The sequence below is a fragment of the Pseudomonas sp. FGI182 genome (genome assembly GCF_000511325.1).
GTDB classification, from domain to species: domain Bacteria; phylum Pseudomonadota; class Gammaproteobacteria; order Pseudomonadales; family Pseudomonadaceae; genus Aquipseudomonas; species Aquipseudomonas putida_Z.
Window position 1 is genome coordinate 3,644,838 of the sequence record NZ_CP007012.1, and the last position, 17,175, is coordinate 3,662,012.

At 59.4% G+C, this 17,175-nt stretch carries 7 protein-coding genes; 4 read left to right on the plus strand and 3 right to left on the minus strand.

Going from position 1 to position 17,175, the window contains the following annotated elements:
* Positions 1 to 80: 80 nt before the first annotated feature.
* Positions 81 to 464: a hypothetical protein gene (locus tag C163_RS16120; RefSeq protein WP_025339717.1), complete on the plus strand. Its 384-nt coding sequence runs from the start codon at positions 81 to 83 to the stop codon at positions 462 to 464.
* A 121-nt stretch (positions 465 to 585) separates the two neighbouring features.
* On the opposite strand, the gene C163_RS16125 is transcribed toward C163_RS16120, so the two are convergent.
* On the minus strand, positions 586 to 10,221 hold the full coding sequence (locus C163_RS16125) for a retention module-containing protein (protein ID WP_025339718.1): 9,636 nt from the start codon (positions 10,219 to 10,221) through the stop codon (positions 586 to 588).
* 1,763 nt (positions 10,222 to 11,984) lie between these two features.
* On the opposite strand from C163_RS16125, the gene C163_RS16130 reads away from it, so the two are divergent.
* From C163_RS16130 to C163_RS16135, 3 genes are all read left to right on the plus strand, one after another.
* Positions 11,985 to 12,557 (plus strand): hypothetical protein, encoded by a 573-nt coding sequence (locus tag C163_RS16130; protein ID WP_155951630.1) that lies wholly within the window; start codon positions 11,985 to 11,987, stop codon positions 12,555 to 12,557.
* 234 nt (positions 12,558 to 12,791) lie between these two features.
* On the plus strand, positions 12,792 to 13,727 hold the full coding sequence (locus C163_RS27200; RefSeq protein ID WP_155951631.1) for an endonuclease/exonuclease/phosphatase family protein: 936 nt from the start codon (positions 12,792 to 12,794) through the stop codon (positions 13,725 to 13,727).
* On the plus strand, positions 13,724 to 14,206 hold the full coding sequence (locus C163_RS16135; RefSeq protein ID WP_025339720.1) for a hypothetical protein: 483 nt from the start codon (positions 13,724 to 13,726) through the stop codon (positions 14,204 to 14,206). Before C163_RS27200 ends, C163_RS16135 begins: the two co-directional genes overlap by 4 nt.
* Before the next feature lie 41 nt (positions 14,207 to 14,247).
* Here C163_RS16135 and C163_RS16140 read toward each other — a convergent pair whose 3' ends face one another.
* Entirely contained in the window at positions 14,248 to 15,306 is a 1,059-nt protein-coding gene (locus C163_RS16140; RefSeq protein WP_025339721.1) for a phage portal protein, read from the minus strand.
* On the minus strand, positions 15,303 to 17,060 hold the full coding sequence (locus C163_RS16145; RefSeq protein ID WP_025339722.1) for a terminase ATPase subunit family protein: 1,758 nt from the start codon (positions 17,058 to 17,060) through the stop codon (positions 15,303 to 15,305). Before C163_RS16145 ends, C163_RS16140 begins: the two co-directional genes overlap by 4 nt.
* Positions 17,061 to 17,175 lie beyond the last annotated feature (115 nt).

The following is a 17,175-nucleotide window of genomic DNA, read 5'->3' on the forward strand; positions in this document are numbered from 1 at the left end:
CCTGCCAGTCGCAGCGCCCTTAGCCTGAGCGCATGCCCTGCGCTACCTGACAAAAGCGCTCGCCAAACGAGGACCAAACCATGAGCAGCGTGAACCCAATCCATCGCCCCTTCACTACGGGCATTCGTTTCCTGGCCAGCCTGCTTGCCGCTGCTGCTCTGTCGGGCTGCGCTCACAACCCGGACATCGGCGCCAGCCACGACCAGGTGAGCGGGCAGACGGCGCGCAGCGAAGCGGCCTTCGTCGGCTGCCTGCAAAGCAACCTTGCCCCGGGCACGCAGGTATTCACCTCGGAAACCGACAGCGGCAGCCGTTTGCTGTTCGGCGCCGCCGACCCCGCCAGGGCCTCGGCAATGCTGGTGTTGTCGAAGACGGGCAGCTACACGGCCTACCAACGCGATGCCTGGTACGACAAGGGCCGCTTCCTCGGATTGGCGAGCGATTGCGCCAGGCTGCCCGGCTGAACCCCATCGACGGATTCGGCCTTCGTAGCGGTGCTCGCGGGTGAACCCCCACAGGTTGGGCTGCCAAATCAATAGTTCAGGGGGACCCCGCAGCGGCCTGGCCGCCGCCGCGGGGCGTGGCTCATTGCCCGGAGTGGTCGATCTTGATGGTTGGATCGCCACCACTGACCAGCGAACTGACCGTGGTGTTCGACCAGTTCACACCTTCGAGCTTGATCGACACGTCAGCGCTGCTGGTGTCACCGCCGGGTGTGAACTTGCCCTGGGTGCTGACCTGCAAGGTCGACTCGCCATCGACCGTGGTGATCTTAAGGTAGCTGTCGATGGCCGACAGCGATTCGCCCTGCAGCAGGGCACTCAGGTCCAGGCGGTCGCCTTCTTCAGCATTGAAGTTCCTGACCACGTCATGGCCGGTATCACCTGCCGTCCACACGAAGGACTCGGCGATGCCGCTGCTGCCGGTGACGGTGCTGTCCCCTGCCCCCACGAACACGATGTGGTCCTCGCTGCCAAGCAGGGACGTGGAGGCGCTGTCCGATGTGTCGCTCGCCATCAGCGACATCGTGCTCATCGACGCCGACGAGGCTGCATCACCATGGGATGTCACCACGAACGAGCTGCTTGCCGAATCACCATCGTGGTCGGTGCCGATGACATGGACCGTGAAGTTCAGGTCGCTGGCAGGTTTCTCCTCTACATAGGTCAGTTTGGTGAAGGTGGTGTCAAGCGTACTCTTGCTCGGTGCAGCCAGGGTAATCGTGTCGAAGGCGTGCCCGGCAAGGCCCGCGAAATCACTGGCCAGAATCTTTATGGACTCGGAGCCAGAGGTGATGGTGTACGTCTTCGTTGCTTCATGCACAACACCATTGGCGTCCTTGTAGGAGGCGATGATATTGACGTCACCGCTGACCTGAAGCCGCGCAATGCCTAGCGTGACCTCTTTCATCGAGACGGCGTGCTGCAGGGCATCGGTGAACGCCACGGAGAACTTTTCGTTGGCAGAGAAGTGGTTGTTACCCACCCCCAGCCCATTGCCGACGTTGATCGTCGGCTTCCCTGTAGCACTGGCCAAGGCTTCGAAGGTGGCCGTTATGCCACTGTTGAAAGTGACGGGCAGGGTTGAGGTATTCCCGGATTTCAAACTTTCCAGGTTGAACGTATCTCGGCTACCTTCGCGCACGGCGTTCTGGGTGACGGTGTAGTGCCCATCCGCTCCCAAGGCAAGCGTGAACACCTTCGTGGTACCGTCGAAGATTTCCACCGTGGTGCCGCTTGCATCCGTTGCCTTGCTGCTCCAGCCCGAAGGCAGGCCAACGATGGTGCCGAACTTCAGCGTGCCCACGCCATCACCGCCCGCCAGGAAATGCGTGTCGCCAACCGCCGTGTACCCGACAGTGTTCCACATGCCGGCATTGTCACTGGTGGCGAAGGTCGGGCTGTCGTCTTCGACGCTGATCGTCAGCGTGCCGGTCGATGAGGTGCTGCCGTCGGAAACGCTGACACCAACGTTGAGGGACAGTACATCCTCGGCCGCCTGGTTCGGATGGTCGAGCGGCCCCTTCAGTTCCACGATGTAGTTGCCGGCGTTGTCGATCCTGATTTCGATCACATCCTTGCCACCGGCCGTGCCGGTCAGGGTCTTGCCGCCATTGGACAACGCCCATTGCACACTCTGGCCAGAGGACGTCAGCGCTGTCGATGGTGCTGCCAGGCTGACCGAGAGGTTGGCCGACGGCGTATCGATATCGCTGACCGTCAGCTTGCCAGCGTACAACTTGCTGTCGCTTTGGTCGGCTGGTGAACCGACGGTATCTTTGTTCCCGCCGATCAGCCCCTCCTCGGACACCAGCGCGGCCCCCGAAGTGATGGTTGGCGTGGCATTGGTCATGCCCACCGCAACGCTGGCGCCCGGGACCAGGTTCTCGAACACCTTGCTACCCGCGCCAGTCTGCGTGATCTGGTCGATGCCCACGGACACACTGCCACCACCCACGAAGACACCGTCGGGAATGGCACCTTTCACCGTGCCGGTGGTGCTGCCCGCCGCCACCATGATGGTCAGGCCATTGTCCAGCTTGATGGTCAGGCCGCCATGGTTGCTTGCGCTCATGCCAGCCGGCGCTTCCAGATTGACCGTGTAGGTCACCTCCTGGCCCTTGGCTGCCGGGTTGGGCGAAGCGCTCAGCACGACCGTCACGGTGTTGATGGTATCGGTGACCGTGAGGGTCGTGGTGGCGCTGGTGTTCAGGTTCTCGAAGTTGTGGGTACCTGCATTCGTCACGCTGATGGTCTGGGTTTCGCCGTCACGGAATACGTCATCGCTCTGGGCCACGAACGGCGCGGTGGTGGCGGTGGTGGCATCCTTGGCGAAGGTCAGGGTCTGGCCGTTGCTCAGGGTGATGGTGAAGGCCTGGCCTGCCGGGTGGCTCAGGGTGCCGGTGATGGTCGTGGTGTGGCCTTCCTGCACGGTATTACCGGTGAGGGTCAGCGTCACTTCATCGCCGCCATTCGGCGTGCCCGGGGTACCAGGGTTGCCTGGGGTACCCGGCTCGTCGGTGATCTGCAGAGTGACCGGGTCGCCTTTGACCAGGTTTTCAAAGACCTGTTTGCCGGTGCCTTGCTCGGTGATCCCAGAGATGGCGATGCTCGGAGCACTGCTGCCGACATAGACGTTATCCGCCAGGTTAGCGGTTTGCGAAGCGCTGACCTGGCCCGCAGGGATGTTGATCACCTCGCCGTTGCTCAGCGCGATGGACAGACCACCGTGCTGACTCAGGTCGGCACCGGCTGGTCCGGTCAGGGTAATGGTGTATGTCACCGCCTGGCCTTCCACCGCCGGGTTCGGCGAAATGCTCAGCTCGGCCTTCACGGTGTCGACGGTGTCGCTCACCGCAACGGTCGTGGTGGCGCTGGTGTTCAAGTTCTCGAAGTTATGGCTACCGGCGTCGATCACGCTGACGTTCTGGGTTTCACCATCCTTGAACACGTCATCGCTCTGCGCCACGAACGGTGCAGTGGTCGCGGTGGTGGCGTCCTTGGCGAAGGTCAGGGTCTGGCCGTTGCTCAGGGTGACGGTGAACGCCTGGCCCGCAGGGTGACTCAGGGTGCCGGTGATGGTCGTGGTGTGGCCTTCCTGCACGGTATTACCGGTGAGGGTCAGCGTCACTTCATCGCCGCCATTCGGCGTGCCTGGGGTGCCAGGGTTGCCTGGCGTGCCCGGCTCATCGGTGATCTGCAGAGTCACCGGGTCGCCTTTGACCAGGTTCTCAAAGACCTGTTTGCCGGTGCCTTGCTCGGTGATCTCGGAGATTGCGATGCTCGGGGCACTGCTGCCGACATAGACGTTATCCGCCAGGTTGGCGGTTTGCGAAGCGCTGACCTGGCCCGCAGGGATGTTGATCACCTCGCCGTTGCTCAGCGCGATGGACAGACCTCCGTGCTGACTCAGGTCGGCACCGGCCGGCCCGGTCAGGGTAATGGTGTAAGTCACCGCCTGCCCTTCCACGGCCGGGTTCGGCGAAATGCTCAGCTCGGCCTTCACGGTGTCGACGGTGTCACTCACCGTAACGGTCGTGGTCGCGCTGGTGTTCAGGTTTTCGAAGTTATGGTTGCCCGCATTCGTCACGCTGATGGTCTGGGTTTCGCCGTCACGGTACACATCATCGCTCTGCGCCACGAACGGTGCAGTGGTCGCAGTGGTGGCGTCCTTGGCAAAGGTCAGGGTCTGGCCGTTGCTCAGGGTGACGGTGAAGGCCTGGCCTGCCGGGTGGCTCAGGGTGCCGGTGATGGTCGTGGTGTTGCCTTCCTGCACGGCATTGCCGGTGAGGGTCAGCGTCACTTCATCGCCGCCATTCGGCGTGCCTGGAGTGCCAGGGTTACCTGGCGTGCCTGGTTCGTCGGTGATCTGCAGGGTCACCGGGTCGCCTTTGACCAGGTTCTCAAAGACCTGTTTGCCCGTGCCTTGCTCGGTGATTCCGTTGATGGCGATGCTTGGAGCACTGCTGCCGACATAGACGTCATCCGCCAGGTTAGCGGTTTGCGAAGCGCTGACCTGGCCCGCAGGGATGTTGATCACCTCGCCGTTGCTCAGCGCGATGGACAGACCACCGTGCTGACTCAGGTCGGCACCGGCAGGACCGGTCAGTGTGATGGTGTAAGTCACCGCCTGGCCTTCCACTGCCGGGTTTGGCGAAATGCTCAGCTCGGCCTTCACGGTGTTGATGGTATCGGTGACCGTGAGGGTCGTGGTGGCACTGGTGTTCAGGTTTTCGAAGTTGTGGGTGCCTGCATTTGTCACGCTGATGGTCTGGGTTTCACCGTCACGGAATACGTCATCGCTCTGTGCCACGAACGGCGCGGTGGTCGCGGTGGTGGCGTCCTTGGCGAAGGTCAGGGTCTGGCCGTTGCTCAGGGTGACGGTGAACGCCTGGCCTGCCGGGTGGCTCAGGGTGCCGGTGATGGTTGTGGTATTGCCTTCCTGCACGGTATTACCGGTGAGGGTCAGCGTCACTTCATCGCCGCCATTCGGCGTGCCTGGAGTGCCAGGGTTGCCTGGGGTGCCAGGCTCGTCGGTGATCTGCAGGGTCACCGGGTCGCCTTTGACCAGGTTTTCAAAGACCTGTTTGCCCGTGCCTTGCTCGGTGATTCCGTTGATGGCGATGCTTGGAGCACTGCTGCCGACATAGACGTCATCCGCCAGGTTAGCGGTTTGCGAAGCGCTGACCTGGCCCGCAGGGATGTTGATCACCTCGCCGTTGCTCAGGGTGATGGACAGACCACCGTGCTGACTCAGGTCGGCACCGGCTGGTCCGGTCAGGGTAATGGTGTATGTCACCGCCTGGCCTTCCACCGCCGGATTCGGCGAGATGCTCAGCTCAGCCTTCACGGTGTCGACGGTGTCGCTCACCGCAACGGTCGTGGTGGCGCTGGTGTTCAAGTTCTCGAAGTTATGGCTACCGGCGTCGATCACGCTGACGTTCTGGGTTTCACCATCCTTGAACACGTCATCGCTCTGCGCCACGAACGGATTGGTGGTCGCGGTAAGCGCACCCTCGGCAAAGGTCAGGGTCTGGCCGTTGCTCAGGGTGACGGTGAAGGCCTGGCCTGCCGGGTGGCTCAGGGTGCCGGTGATGGTCGTGGTATTGCCTTCCTGCACGGCATTGCCGGTGAGGGTCAGCGTCACTTCATCGCCGCCATTCGGCGTGCCTGGAGTGCCAGGGTTGCCTGGAGTACCCGGCTCGTCGGTGATCTGCAGGGTCACCGGATCGCCTTTGACCAGATTCTCAAAGACCAGTTTGCCGGTGCCTTGCTCGGTGATCCCGTTGATGGCGATGCTCGGAGCACTGCTGCCGACATAGACGTCATCCGCCAAGTTAGCGGTTTGCGAAGCGCTGACCTGGCCCGCAGGGATGTTGATCACCTCGCCGTTGCTCAGGGTGATGGACAGACCACCGTGCTGACTCAGGTCGGCACCGGCTGGTCCGGTCAGGGTAATGGTGTATGTCACCGCCTGGCCTTCCACCGCCGGATTCGGCGAGATGCTCAGCTCAGCCTTCACGGTGTCGACGGTGTCGCTCACCGCAACGGTCGTGGTGGCGCTGGTGTTCAAGTTCTCGAAGTTATGGCTACCGGCGTCGATCACGCTGACGTTCTGGGTTTCACCATCCTTGAACACGTCATCGCTCTGCGCCACGAACGGATTGGTGGTCGCGGTAAGCGCACCCTCGGCAAAGGTCAGGGTCTGGCCGTTGCTCAGGGTGACGGTGAAGGCCTGGCCTGCCGGGTGGCTCAGGGTGCCGGTGATGGTCGTGGTATTGCCTTCCTGCACGGCATTGCCGGTGAGGGTCAGCGTCACTTCATCGCCGCCATTCGGCGTGCCTGGAGTGCCAGGGTTGCCTGGAGTACCCGGCTCGTCGGTGATCTGCAGGGTCACCGGATCGCCTTTGACCAGATTCTCAAAGACCTGTTTGCCGGTGCCTTGCTCGGTGATCCCGTTGATGGCGATGCTCGGAGCACTGCTGCCGACATAGACGTCATCCGCCAAGTTAGCGGTTTGCGAAGCGCTGACCTGGCCCGCAGGGATGTTGATCACCTCGCCGTTGCTCAGCGCGATGGACAGACCACCGTGCTGACTCAGGTCGGCACCGGCCGGGCCGGTCAGGGTGATGGTGTAAGTCACCGCCTGGCCTTCGACGGCCGGGTTCGGCGAGATGCTCAGCTCGGCCTTCACGGTGTCGACGGTATCGCTCACGGTGACGGTCGTGGTGGCACTGGTGTTCAGGTTTTCGAAGTTGTGGTTGCCCGCATTTGTCACGCTGACGGTCTGGGTTTCACCGTCACGGAATACGTCATCGCTCTGTGCCACGAACGGCGCGGTGGTCGCGATGGTGGCGTCCTTGGCGAAGGTCAGGGTCTGGCCGTTGCTCAGGATAACGGTGAACGCTTGGCCTGCCGGGTGGCTCAGGGTGCCGGTGATGGTCGTGGTGTTGCCTTCCTGCACGGCATTGCCGGTGAGGGTCAGCGTCACTGCATCGCCGCCATTCGGCGTGCCCGGGGTGCCAGGGTTACCTGGAGTGCCCGGCTCGTCGGTGATCTGCAGGGTCACCGGGTCGCCTTTGACCAGGTTTTCAAAGACCTGTTTGCCCGTGCCTTGCTCGGTGATCCCGTTGATGGCGATGCTCGGAGCACTGCTGCCGACATAGACGTCATCCGCCAGGTTAGCGGTTTGCGAAGCGCTGACCTGGCCCGCAGGGATGTTGATTACCTCGCCGTTGCTCAGTGCGATGGACAGGCCACCGTGCTGACTCAGGTCGGCACCGGCCGGGCCGGTCAGGGTGATGGTGTAAGTCACCGCCTGGCCTTCGACGGCCGGGTTCGGCGAGATGCTCAGCTCGGCCTTCACGGTGTCGACGGTATCGCTCACGGTGACGGTCGTGGTGGCACTGGTGTTCAGGTTTTCGAAGTTGTGGTTGCCCGCATTTGTCACGCTGACGGTCTGGGTTTCACCGTCACGGAATACGTCATCGCTCTGTGCCACGAACGGTGCGGTGGTTGCGGTGGTCGCGTCCTTGGCGAAGGTCAGGGTCTGGCCGTTGCTCAGGGTGACGGTGAAGGCCTGGCCTGCCGGGTGGCTCAGGGTGCCGGTGATGGTTGTGGTGTGGCCTTCCTGCACGGCATTGCCGGTGAGGGTCAGCGTCACTGCATCGCCGCCATTCGGCGTGCCCGGGGTGCCAGGGTTACCTGGCGTGCCTGGTTCGTCGGTGATCTGCAGGGTCACCGGGTCGCCTTTGACCAGGTTCTCAAAGACCTGTTTGCCAGTGCCTTGCTCGGTGATTCCGTTGATGGCGATGCTTGGAGCACTGCTGCCGACATAGACGTCATCCGCCAGGTTAGCGGTTTGCGAAGCGCTGACCTGGCCCGCAGGGATGTTGATTACCTCGCCGTTGCTCAGTGCGATGGACAGGCCACCGTGCTGACTCAGGTCGGCACCGGCCGGGCCGGTCAGGGTGATGGTGTAAGTCACCGCCTGCCCTTCCACGGCCGGGTTCGGCGAAATGCTCAGCTCGGCCTTCACGGTGTCGACGGTATCGCTCACGGTGACTGTCGTGGTCGCGCTGGTGTTCAGGTTTTCGAAGTTGTGGGTGCCTGCATTTGTCACGCTGATGGTCTGGGTTTCACCGTCACGGAATACGTCATCGCTCTGTGCCACGAACGGCGCGGTGGTCGCGGTGGTGGCGTCCTTGGCGAAGGTCAGGGTCTGGCCGTTGCTCAGGGTGACGGTGAACGCCTGGCCCGCTGGGTGACTCAGGGTGCCGGTGATGGTCGTGGCCTGGCCTTCCTGCACGGTATTACCGGTGAGGGTCAGCGTCACTTCATCGCCGCCATTCGGCGTGCCTGGAGTGCCAGGGTTGCCTGGGGTGCCTGGTTCGTCGGTGATCTGCAGGGTGACCGGATCGCCTTTGACCAGGTTCTCAAAGACCTGTTTGCCCGTGCCTTGCTCGGTGATCCCGTTGATGGCGATGCTCGGAGCACTGCTGCCCACATAGATGTCATCCGCCAGGTTAGCGGTTTGCGAAGCGCTGATCTGGCCCGCAGGGATGTTGATCACTTCCCCGTTGCTCAGGGTGATGGACAGACCACCGTGCTGGGTCAAATCGGCACCGGCCGGCCCGGTCAGGGTAATGGTGTAAGTCACCCCCTGCCCTTCCACCGCGGGGTTCGGCGAGATGCTCAACTCGGCCCTCACGGTGTCGACGGTATCGCTCACGATGACGGTCGTGGTCGCGCTGGTGTTCAGGTTTTCAAAGTTGTGGCTACCGGCATCGGTCACGCTGATGGTCTGGGCTTCGCCATCCTTGAACACATCATCGCTCTGGGCCACGAACGGTGCGGTGGTCGCAGTAGTGGCGTCCTTGGCGAAGCTCAGGGTCTGGCCGTTGCTCAAGGTGACGGTGAAGGCCTGGCCCGCTGGGTGGCTCAGGGTACCGGTGATGGTCGTGGTGTTGCCTTCCTGCACGGCATTGCCGGTGAGGGTCAGCGTCACTTCATCGCCGCCATTCGGCGTACCTGGAGTGCCAGGGTTACCTGGAGTGCCCGGCTCGTCGGTGATCTGCAGGGTCACTGGGTCGCCTTTGACCAAGTTTTCAAAGACCTGTTTGCCCGTGCCTTGCTCGGTGATCCCAGAGATGGCGATGCTGGGGGCACTGTTGCCGACATAGACGTCGTTCGCCAGGTTAGCGGTTTGCGAAGCGCTGACCTGGCCCGCAGGGATGTTGATCACCTCGCCATTGCTCAGCGCGATGGACAGGCCACCGTGCTGACTCAGATCGGCACCGGCCGGGCCGGTCAGGGTAATGGTGTAAGTCACCGCCTGGCCTTCCACGGCCGGGTTCGGCGAGATGCTCAGCTCGGCCCTCACGGTATCGACGGTGTCGCTCACAGTGAGGGTAGAAGTTGCACCGGTATTGAGGCTGCTAAAGCCATGGTCGCCCGCATTGGTGACGGTGATGTTCTGGATTTCACCGTCTTGGAACACATCATCGCTCTGGGCAGCGAACTCACCGGTCGTTGCGACCGTTTCACCGGCTTTGAACGACAAAGTCTGGCCGTTGCTCAGGGTCACCGTGAAATCCCTGCCTGCCGGCTGGCTCAGGGTACCGGTGATGCTGGTCAGCCCCCCTTCCTGCACATTGCTGCTGCTCAGGGTCAGCGTGGCCGCAATCGGCTGAGGCTCGGGTGGTACTTCAGGTACTAGCACCGCTGCCTGCTGTGCCGGAGTTGCATTGCCCACGAACTCTCGCGCTTGCTCAACAGCAACGCCAAGTGGCCCGGTGGGGAAACCAATGGTAGGGGCGACCGACCCGCCCACTGCTTCAAGCATCACAAACGAGTGGCCGCCCCCGATGCCACCAGGGTTCGCACCTGCCCCGGTTGGGCCTGCCGCGGTCGCTTCGAGTGCGGTTGTCGGGTCAACACCGGCGGCGATGGCTTGTTGCAGTTCGTCAACGGATGGTGCGGCCTGCGCAGTGGCTGCGCTCAGGTCGGCCACGCTATCTGGGGCATCGGCGCTCCACTGGGTGTCGCGCCCCAGGTCGAGGATGCGTCCATCGGCCAGCTCCAGGCTCACCGCGCCACCAGGGCCGGTCTGGATCTGTTCACCCGCGAACACTCGATCCCCTTCCACAAGCACACGCTGGGTGCCCTCTGGGGAAATGGCGATTACCTGGCCAACAATACTTTTGACTATGGCGATGCTCAAGGCGGCTCTCCCGGGTAACGTGTGCGATTGGCTTCCATGTTCGGCCATGCTTCGAGTGTTGTCGGCTGGCTACAAGGATGGTTTATTTTTATTGGTGCTTGTTTTTTGGCGTCAACTATCAGTCTTTTTAATTCAACCTTTATATAACGCCGCTATTGATCCCAGTTACTCAATAATAAGCAACAAAACAAATAATGGCCTAATGACATTTTGATATTAAAGGCAATATTTTTTGCTCCTACCTGCAAGCTTCGGCCACCCTGCTCGCAATCTGGAACATTGGTACCAGCGCCAATAGAGGAAAGATAAGTGCGAGCGCTACTCGCTTCCTTTATTCCGGTTGTCCTCGCCCCTTCCCTACCTGCACGAAGCCTGCCCGAACTGTCAGGTCTTGAAACAGTTCCATACCTGCCCCGGTAAGCCGACGACCTCAACACACCAGGCGCTCAGCATTGGGCCCTTTGTTTTTCAAAGTCATTGCGAGGCTGCCCTGTCATCTGTAGAAGGTATTTAACCTTCGTGATGCGACAAGATATTGGCTTGTTCCGAGCACAGAATATTGGCGCATGCGAACTGGCACGCCGACTTTACGAAAGCCATCAACAATCCCGAGGAAACTGACGCGTGTAGTTATCGTAAATAGCTCAACGGCAGGTCACCCAAATAGACAATCAATCGCCTACAGATCGATTTACTGGACGATGAGTCTATGCGGGTCTATGAGGGAGCAACGTGTCAGGCTCTTTACATGCAGACACGAAAGGCGAGCAAACGTGAACGAACGGCAAGCTTATCGGCCTGAACCATTCTGCGATTGGAACGCTGATCGTGTGCTCAACCCGATTCGCCCTGCTCGTCCACCTGCCTCGCAAGGGAGGCCAGGGGCTTGCTCCCGGGTGAAGGGGCAAGGGCACAGGAAACAAAAAAGCCCTGAATAATCAGGGCTTTAATGAGGAATGATGGCGGAAGCGTAGAGATTCGAACTCAACGAGATTGCGGCAGGCAGGCTGGAGGTCTTGATTTCTGTGGCCAAGAGAGTGCGTTTGTGAGCGTTTTTGTTCCCAGAGTGTTCCCAAGGTGGTTGTGCAGGTCACCCTGCCAGCGTGCTTCACCATAGGGAACCGCCGTTTAAGGTTGACCCCTCAAAAAAAGGTAATTTTGGTAATTGAGATCTGAAAATGGTCTGGAGGCCACGTAAATCAAAGGCTACAGGGATTTTGGAAAAGGTAATTTTTTGGTAATTGAAAGGTAATTGGATTACCTCCATGACTGGTTGTGTGAGGGAAAAGCCATACCCTTTAAAATCAATCACTTACGGGAAAATTACCTTTCTCCTTACCTTTAATTACCTTTTTTGGTAATCGCTCAAACCCTTGCCCCATAAGGCTTCCAGGGGTGTCACACCCCCCTCCTAACCGAAATTACCTTTTTTTGATGGGTCTCCCTAAAAATGGAAGGAAACGAGCCCTGTGCCCGCAAAAATAGGCCTTGCTGCAGGGATTCGCAGAAGCGCGCCCTCCCCTCTACCTACCCGGTCCCCCAGTAATTGCGCTGAGCGGGCGGTCGTGCAGGTGCGCAGAAAACCCGACACGTTTAGCCCGCAGGCGTGGCGTGGGGACGATTGCGCGCGCCGGGAGCCAGCATAGCAATCTAACCCCGAGAACTACTCATGAGGGCGGATGTACCAACTTTTCTTGCGTGCGATCTGGCGGTTGATATGGCAGTGTTCTGTATTGGCTTGCAGATTCGTCGGAGATCGACTGATGGAAAAGACAACGATTCTCATTGATAACTGCGCATGGGACGAACTTATGCGAAGGGGCGTAGACCTGGTGCATGAACAAAAAGCAGATCTCCGATTCACCATCAGTACCTATGGTCTGCAAGAAGTGCCTTCTGGAGACCATGAACGAGACGAGGCCCGGGCAACCTCCGCTTACGTTGGTAGGCAGATTGAGGCCTTGGAGCTGGAGCCTGTCCAATGGCTGGTGTTAGGAGACCTTGAGTCGAAGGCTAACGAAGGCGCGGGGCTAGGTGACTTGCAGCCAGGCGGCATCGTATCCGGAGGCGGCTACATGACTAGCGTTGAAGGCCGCGAATTCGCTCAAGACAACACAATGCACAAAAAAGTGGGCGGGGAATCTGGTTCCAAACTCATGGGTAGCGGACTGTTGAAAAACCAGACTGATGTAGACTACGGAGAATGGTCGATGGGGCTACCCCTGGTCACGCTGAACGTCAAAGACTTTAGGCACGCAGGCAAGATTATCGACCTAAATCGATGGAAGATCGGGTCTTTCGGCGAATTCATACGTCGAGAGCTAGAAAATCTCTAGTCACTCAAATCCCCGATAGGTCTCCACCGGGGGCGATCATTTTCTAAGCCATAACTCTAATTAGGCTTTAATGAACGATAGGAGACTGGGACCGCTGAACTCGAGATTGGAAACAATGTAGTGGACTGAAGCGCTCAGATTAACTTGGCAAACTGAACCGGATAAGTCCCGCAGAGATGACGTTAGCTCAAGCAAACCAACCTGCTCAATGCCCTTGACTGTCGACAGGCCCTAATGGATATAAACAAACAGGATATAGATCTCTCGGGTAGCTCAACCACAACCTCAATTACCTTTGGGTGGTGGAATACAAGCCTAGCCCCAAAAGGAATAAGCCGAAAGTGCAAGAAAACAAGGGCACATGCAAAAGATATTTTGTCGTACTTGCTTTTTGCAAATCGCGCAGACTTCATAGCCCTGGGTGAAACATCAGAAGAGGACTTTGAGTTTCTTCGCTCAGCAAGCGACTTCGAAGGTTACTCATTCGCAAGCGGGACAAGCAATAATTCAACCCTAAAATTCGATACCTGTTACATCTACAACCCTGAGCGACTATCAGTTAGTGACCCTGAGAACATAATATCCATCAAAGGAACAAAAAAACTCAAAATTGCCCAAAGGCTTGAAGTACGAATAGCCGGGTGCAACAGCATTATCAATATTTTTGCTTCTCACTGGCCAAGCAGGCTTTGGTGCGAGCAGAACCATGCTGACAGAGATGTATTGGGTATTCGCCTAAGAGATGAGATAGATGCACTAATAGAAGATAGCCAAAGACCGCCTCACATAATTTTACTGGGAGACTATAACGACGAGCCCTTTAGTGACTCATTAAGTGAGCAGCTTATGGCATCCCGAGATATCTCACTTGTCAGGTCCAGGCCTCACCTGTTGTACAACCCCTACTGGAACATCCTAGGCAACGGACGCTGTGGCAGCCTTCCTCATGGCGGAAGTTATTTTTATAACAAGGGCCGCCACACAAGGTGGCACACCTTTGACCAGATAATATATTCTCACGCTTTCATTACGGCAAACACATGGAAGCTTTCACAAACATCCGCACACCTTGCAGAAGTCCCAGGACTAAGCGAGCTCATTCTCAGCTCAAAATCAAAAATTGATCACATTCCGGTAATCGGCACGATAGAGAGAGCAATCAAATCATGAACTTCAAAGAGTCTTTTGGAAAAGGCTTGGACGCAGCTGCAAAAGCCCAAGAGCTAACTAACGAGATAGATTCTATTTTTGAGGAGCTTGACCAGCAAATTCAAGAGGCAAGCGATGGAAAAATCTCTATCTTCCGAAAATCCACTTACGAGTCTTTGGATTCAACAGCCAGTGTTGGCTTGGGCACAATTGGCGCAGCTACCGCTGCTGCAACCTTGGCAGCGTCTGGATTGCTTAACCGCAAAAAGGTAACTGGTATATTTGCCAACAGACCAGGATCCAAGAAAGACTCAATACAGCTAGGTACATTTAAAATACATAAAAAGGGCTATCCATGCGAAATTCAGTTCGGAGATGACCGTCTCATCTGTGAAGACAAAAAGTCACTAGAAAAGGCTCTGAACTACCTACTCTCAGACGTCGAAATAGGAAAGTCCCTCGCTAAAATTATGAACAGGATCGAAGAGACTGACCTATAGCTAAATCGGACACCAGATAAAGCCCTCTACGCGGCGTGGGGTTACCCTCGCGCCGTGATGTCAAAGGGCGCGAATCGCACTACTTCATCGCCTATCCAGTCATTGACCTGGGCCAGACGCGTCTGGACCGGCTCAAGTTCGTTCATCACCCAGATCTCCGTCGCTTCCTTGATCGACCCGAACCCGCCCGCGTTCTGGGGTACGATGCCCATCAGTTGCGGCGGAATACGCAAGGCCGCGAGCAGGTCATCCCGGCTGATGTTCTTGATCGCCCCGAAGTCATCTTTGGCCGCTACCTCGCTGATCGGCAGCAACTGAATGCCGTCCTTCTTTCCGTTCGGCGCGTACATGAACAGGTTGCGGAAGTTGCCCGGTCCTTTGCTGTTCTTCATGGCATCCCGCAGGTCGTCGACAAACTTCTCGCTGTGGGCCGGATCGGTCATGTAAAGGATGAAGCCTGCGTGACTGCCGTTCTGGTAGTACCTACGCCGGAACAGGGTGGCGCTCTCGTTCAAAAGGGCACTCTGCAGAGCTGGCAGCCACTCGGGCAACCCGTAAATTTCCTGGTTGATGTCGGCCTCGCGGAGGTGGCAGATGCTGCGGGCCTTGAACGCATGCTCATCCTTCCAGCCTCGCACCTGGTAGTAGGTCTCCAGGTCGGTCCCGCGGCGCATGTATTTGGCCAGGCAGGGCTGCAGCCCCATGGCCTGGCCGAGCATGTTGTCGCGCTTCTCCAGGTACAGGTTCCCGCACCACCCCCAGTCCATTACGATCTGCTCGAACGCCGGCCGGCTCAGCAGTCGGTGGGGGATAAAGCTGCGCATCAGCATGTTGCGCTTGAATGTCAGTCCCGACTGCAGGTAGACGCTGGCCTTGGTCGACCTTGCAAGCCCGTCCAGATTCACCGGAGGTTCATACCACCGGCCGTTGGACCAGCACTCCAGGTAATCGAGGATTTCGCGGCCATCCAGCACCGGAACCGGCTCGCCGAACGTAAACGCCATTGATTCCCCGCCGGCCCCTTTGACCAGCAACTCGCCCTCGCGGGCCGGCTGCGCCAGCGCGTCACCGCGCTGGCGGCGCTTGTTCGGCTTGCTCATGAGTAGATCTCCATGAAGCCGGTGTTAGCCGTGGTCTGGCCCTCCAGCGGCTCGTTTTGCAGTGCGTGAAAGAGCGCCCACGCCAGGTCGGCATGGCCGGTGGTCTCGTTGCGGCCGGCGGTGTAGGTGAACTGCCGCCCGCCAGCGGTTATGGTCTTGCGGATAGCCATGAGCGACTGGGCGACGTCCGTCCAGCCGGCGTCGAACTCCAATCTGCCCTTGCTGATAACGTCCACGGCCTTCATCACCAGGCGTGTCTTGACCTCGGGGCTGTAGGAGAACGTCCGTAGGCCCGGGAAGAACTGGCGCACCAGCTGGGCCACGGCCGCACCCATGCCTGTGGTATCGATGCCGATGTAAGTCACCCAGTAGCGCTGGGTCACCTTGCGGATGGTCTCGGCCTGGGCGTTGAAGTCCATCCCACGGAACTGGTGGCGTTCGAGGATGCGGAACTTGCCGCCCGGCACCAGCGGTGGCGCCACCACGACCAGGCCTGCGCTGTCGGTGGTCTCAGCCGGGTCATACCCGACCCAGACCTGCCGGTCGGCGAACGGCCTTGCCGCAAAGGGCTTGTAGTCGTCCCACACCGTCCAGCTGTCCACCATGCAAGGCTGCAGCATGGCCAATGGGAAAATGCTCGCGCCGTCGTCGACGAACTCACACATCAGCAGGTTCTGGAACGCCGCGGCGTCGTACTCGATGCGCAGGTCGTCCAGGTCGAACAGGTCACAGCCCCGCGCTTCAGCGTCGAGGATCGTCACAATCTGGCGCCAAATCTTGTCCTCGCACAGCCGCCCCTGCTGCAGCGCCTCATGGCTCACATCCAGCTTGATGTGCTGGGCGGTCGGCTTGCCCTTGTTCAGGCGTTCGCCCGTCCACCAGGTGTATGCCGGGTGCGCCATGCTGCTGGGCGTGGAAAAGTAGGTCTTGCGCCATTTCTTGTGCAGGGCCATGCCCGAGGCGACCTTGTTGATCTCCTTGAAGCCATGCACCCAGAAGAATTCGTCAAAGTAGAAGTTGCCGGAGCGCCCCTGTGCCGTGCGGAAGTTGGTCCCCAGGAAATGCAGCTCGGCGTTGTTCCAAAGCACGATTGGGTCACCGGTCAGCTTCACGCCCAGGACTTCGTTGAGGAAGGCCTGCATGTAGGTCTTGAACTGGTGAGCCTGGGCCTTGCTCGCCGACAGGAAGATCTGATTGCGGCCGGTGGTGATCGCATCGATCAGGGCCTCGCGGGCAAAGTAGAACGTCGCGCCGATCTGCCGGCTCTTGAGCACCATGCGGGTGCGCTGATTGCCGGCCCGGTACCAGTCCAGCTGGTAATCGAAGCAGCTGTCGCGGAACGCCTCGACCAGAGTCTCGATTTGCTGCTCGTCCAGCTCGTTGCGCACTGCCTGTTTTTTCGGCCCCTCATTGCGCTTGGCGATGTTGGGGTTGAGGTCGGTTTCGGTGCCGCCGCCCTGGTACCGCTGAATCCGCGCTTGGCGCTCCAGTTGCCGGTGCAGCAGGTCGATCTCCTTGAAGTCCCCGCCGGTCTTGCCTTCCTTCAGGATCAGCTGCACCAAGCGCGCCTCCAGCGCACCGCCGATGCGCTCGACGTTGTCCGCCCGATCCCACTCGTCGCGGGCCTTCCAGCTGTGGACGGTTTTCTCCTTCTCGCCGAGGAAATCGGCGATATCGGTGATGCGCCACCCGGTCCAGTACAAGAACTTGGCTTGGCGGCGTGCGTCGGTGGTTGGTTGGGCGATAGCGTTCATGGCGCAGATGCTGCCAATCGCGCGCGCGAACCCCTACTGGCATCGCCTGTAACCGCCGGGCTTACAACCCCAGTGCATTGCTGCCGACCGGCGCGCTGCGGACCATGCCCTCATC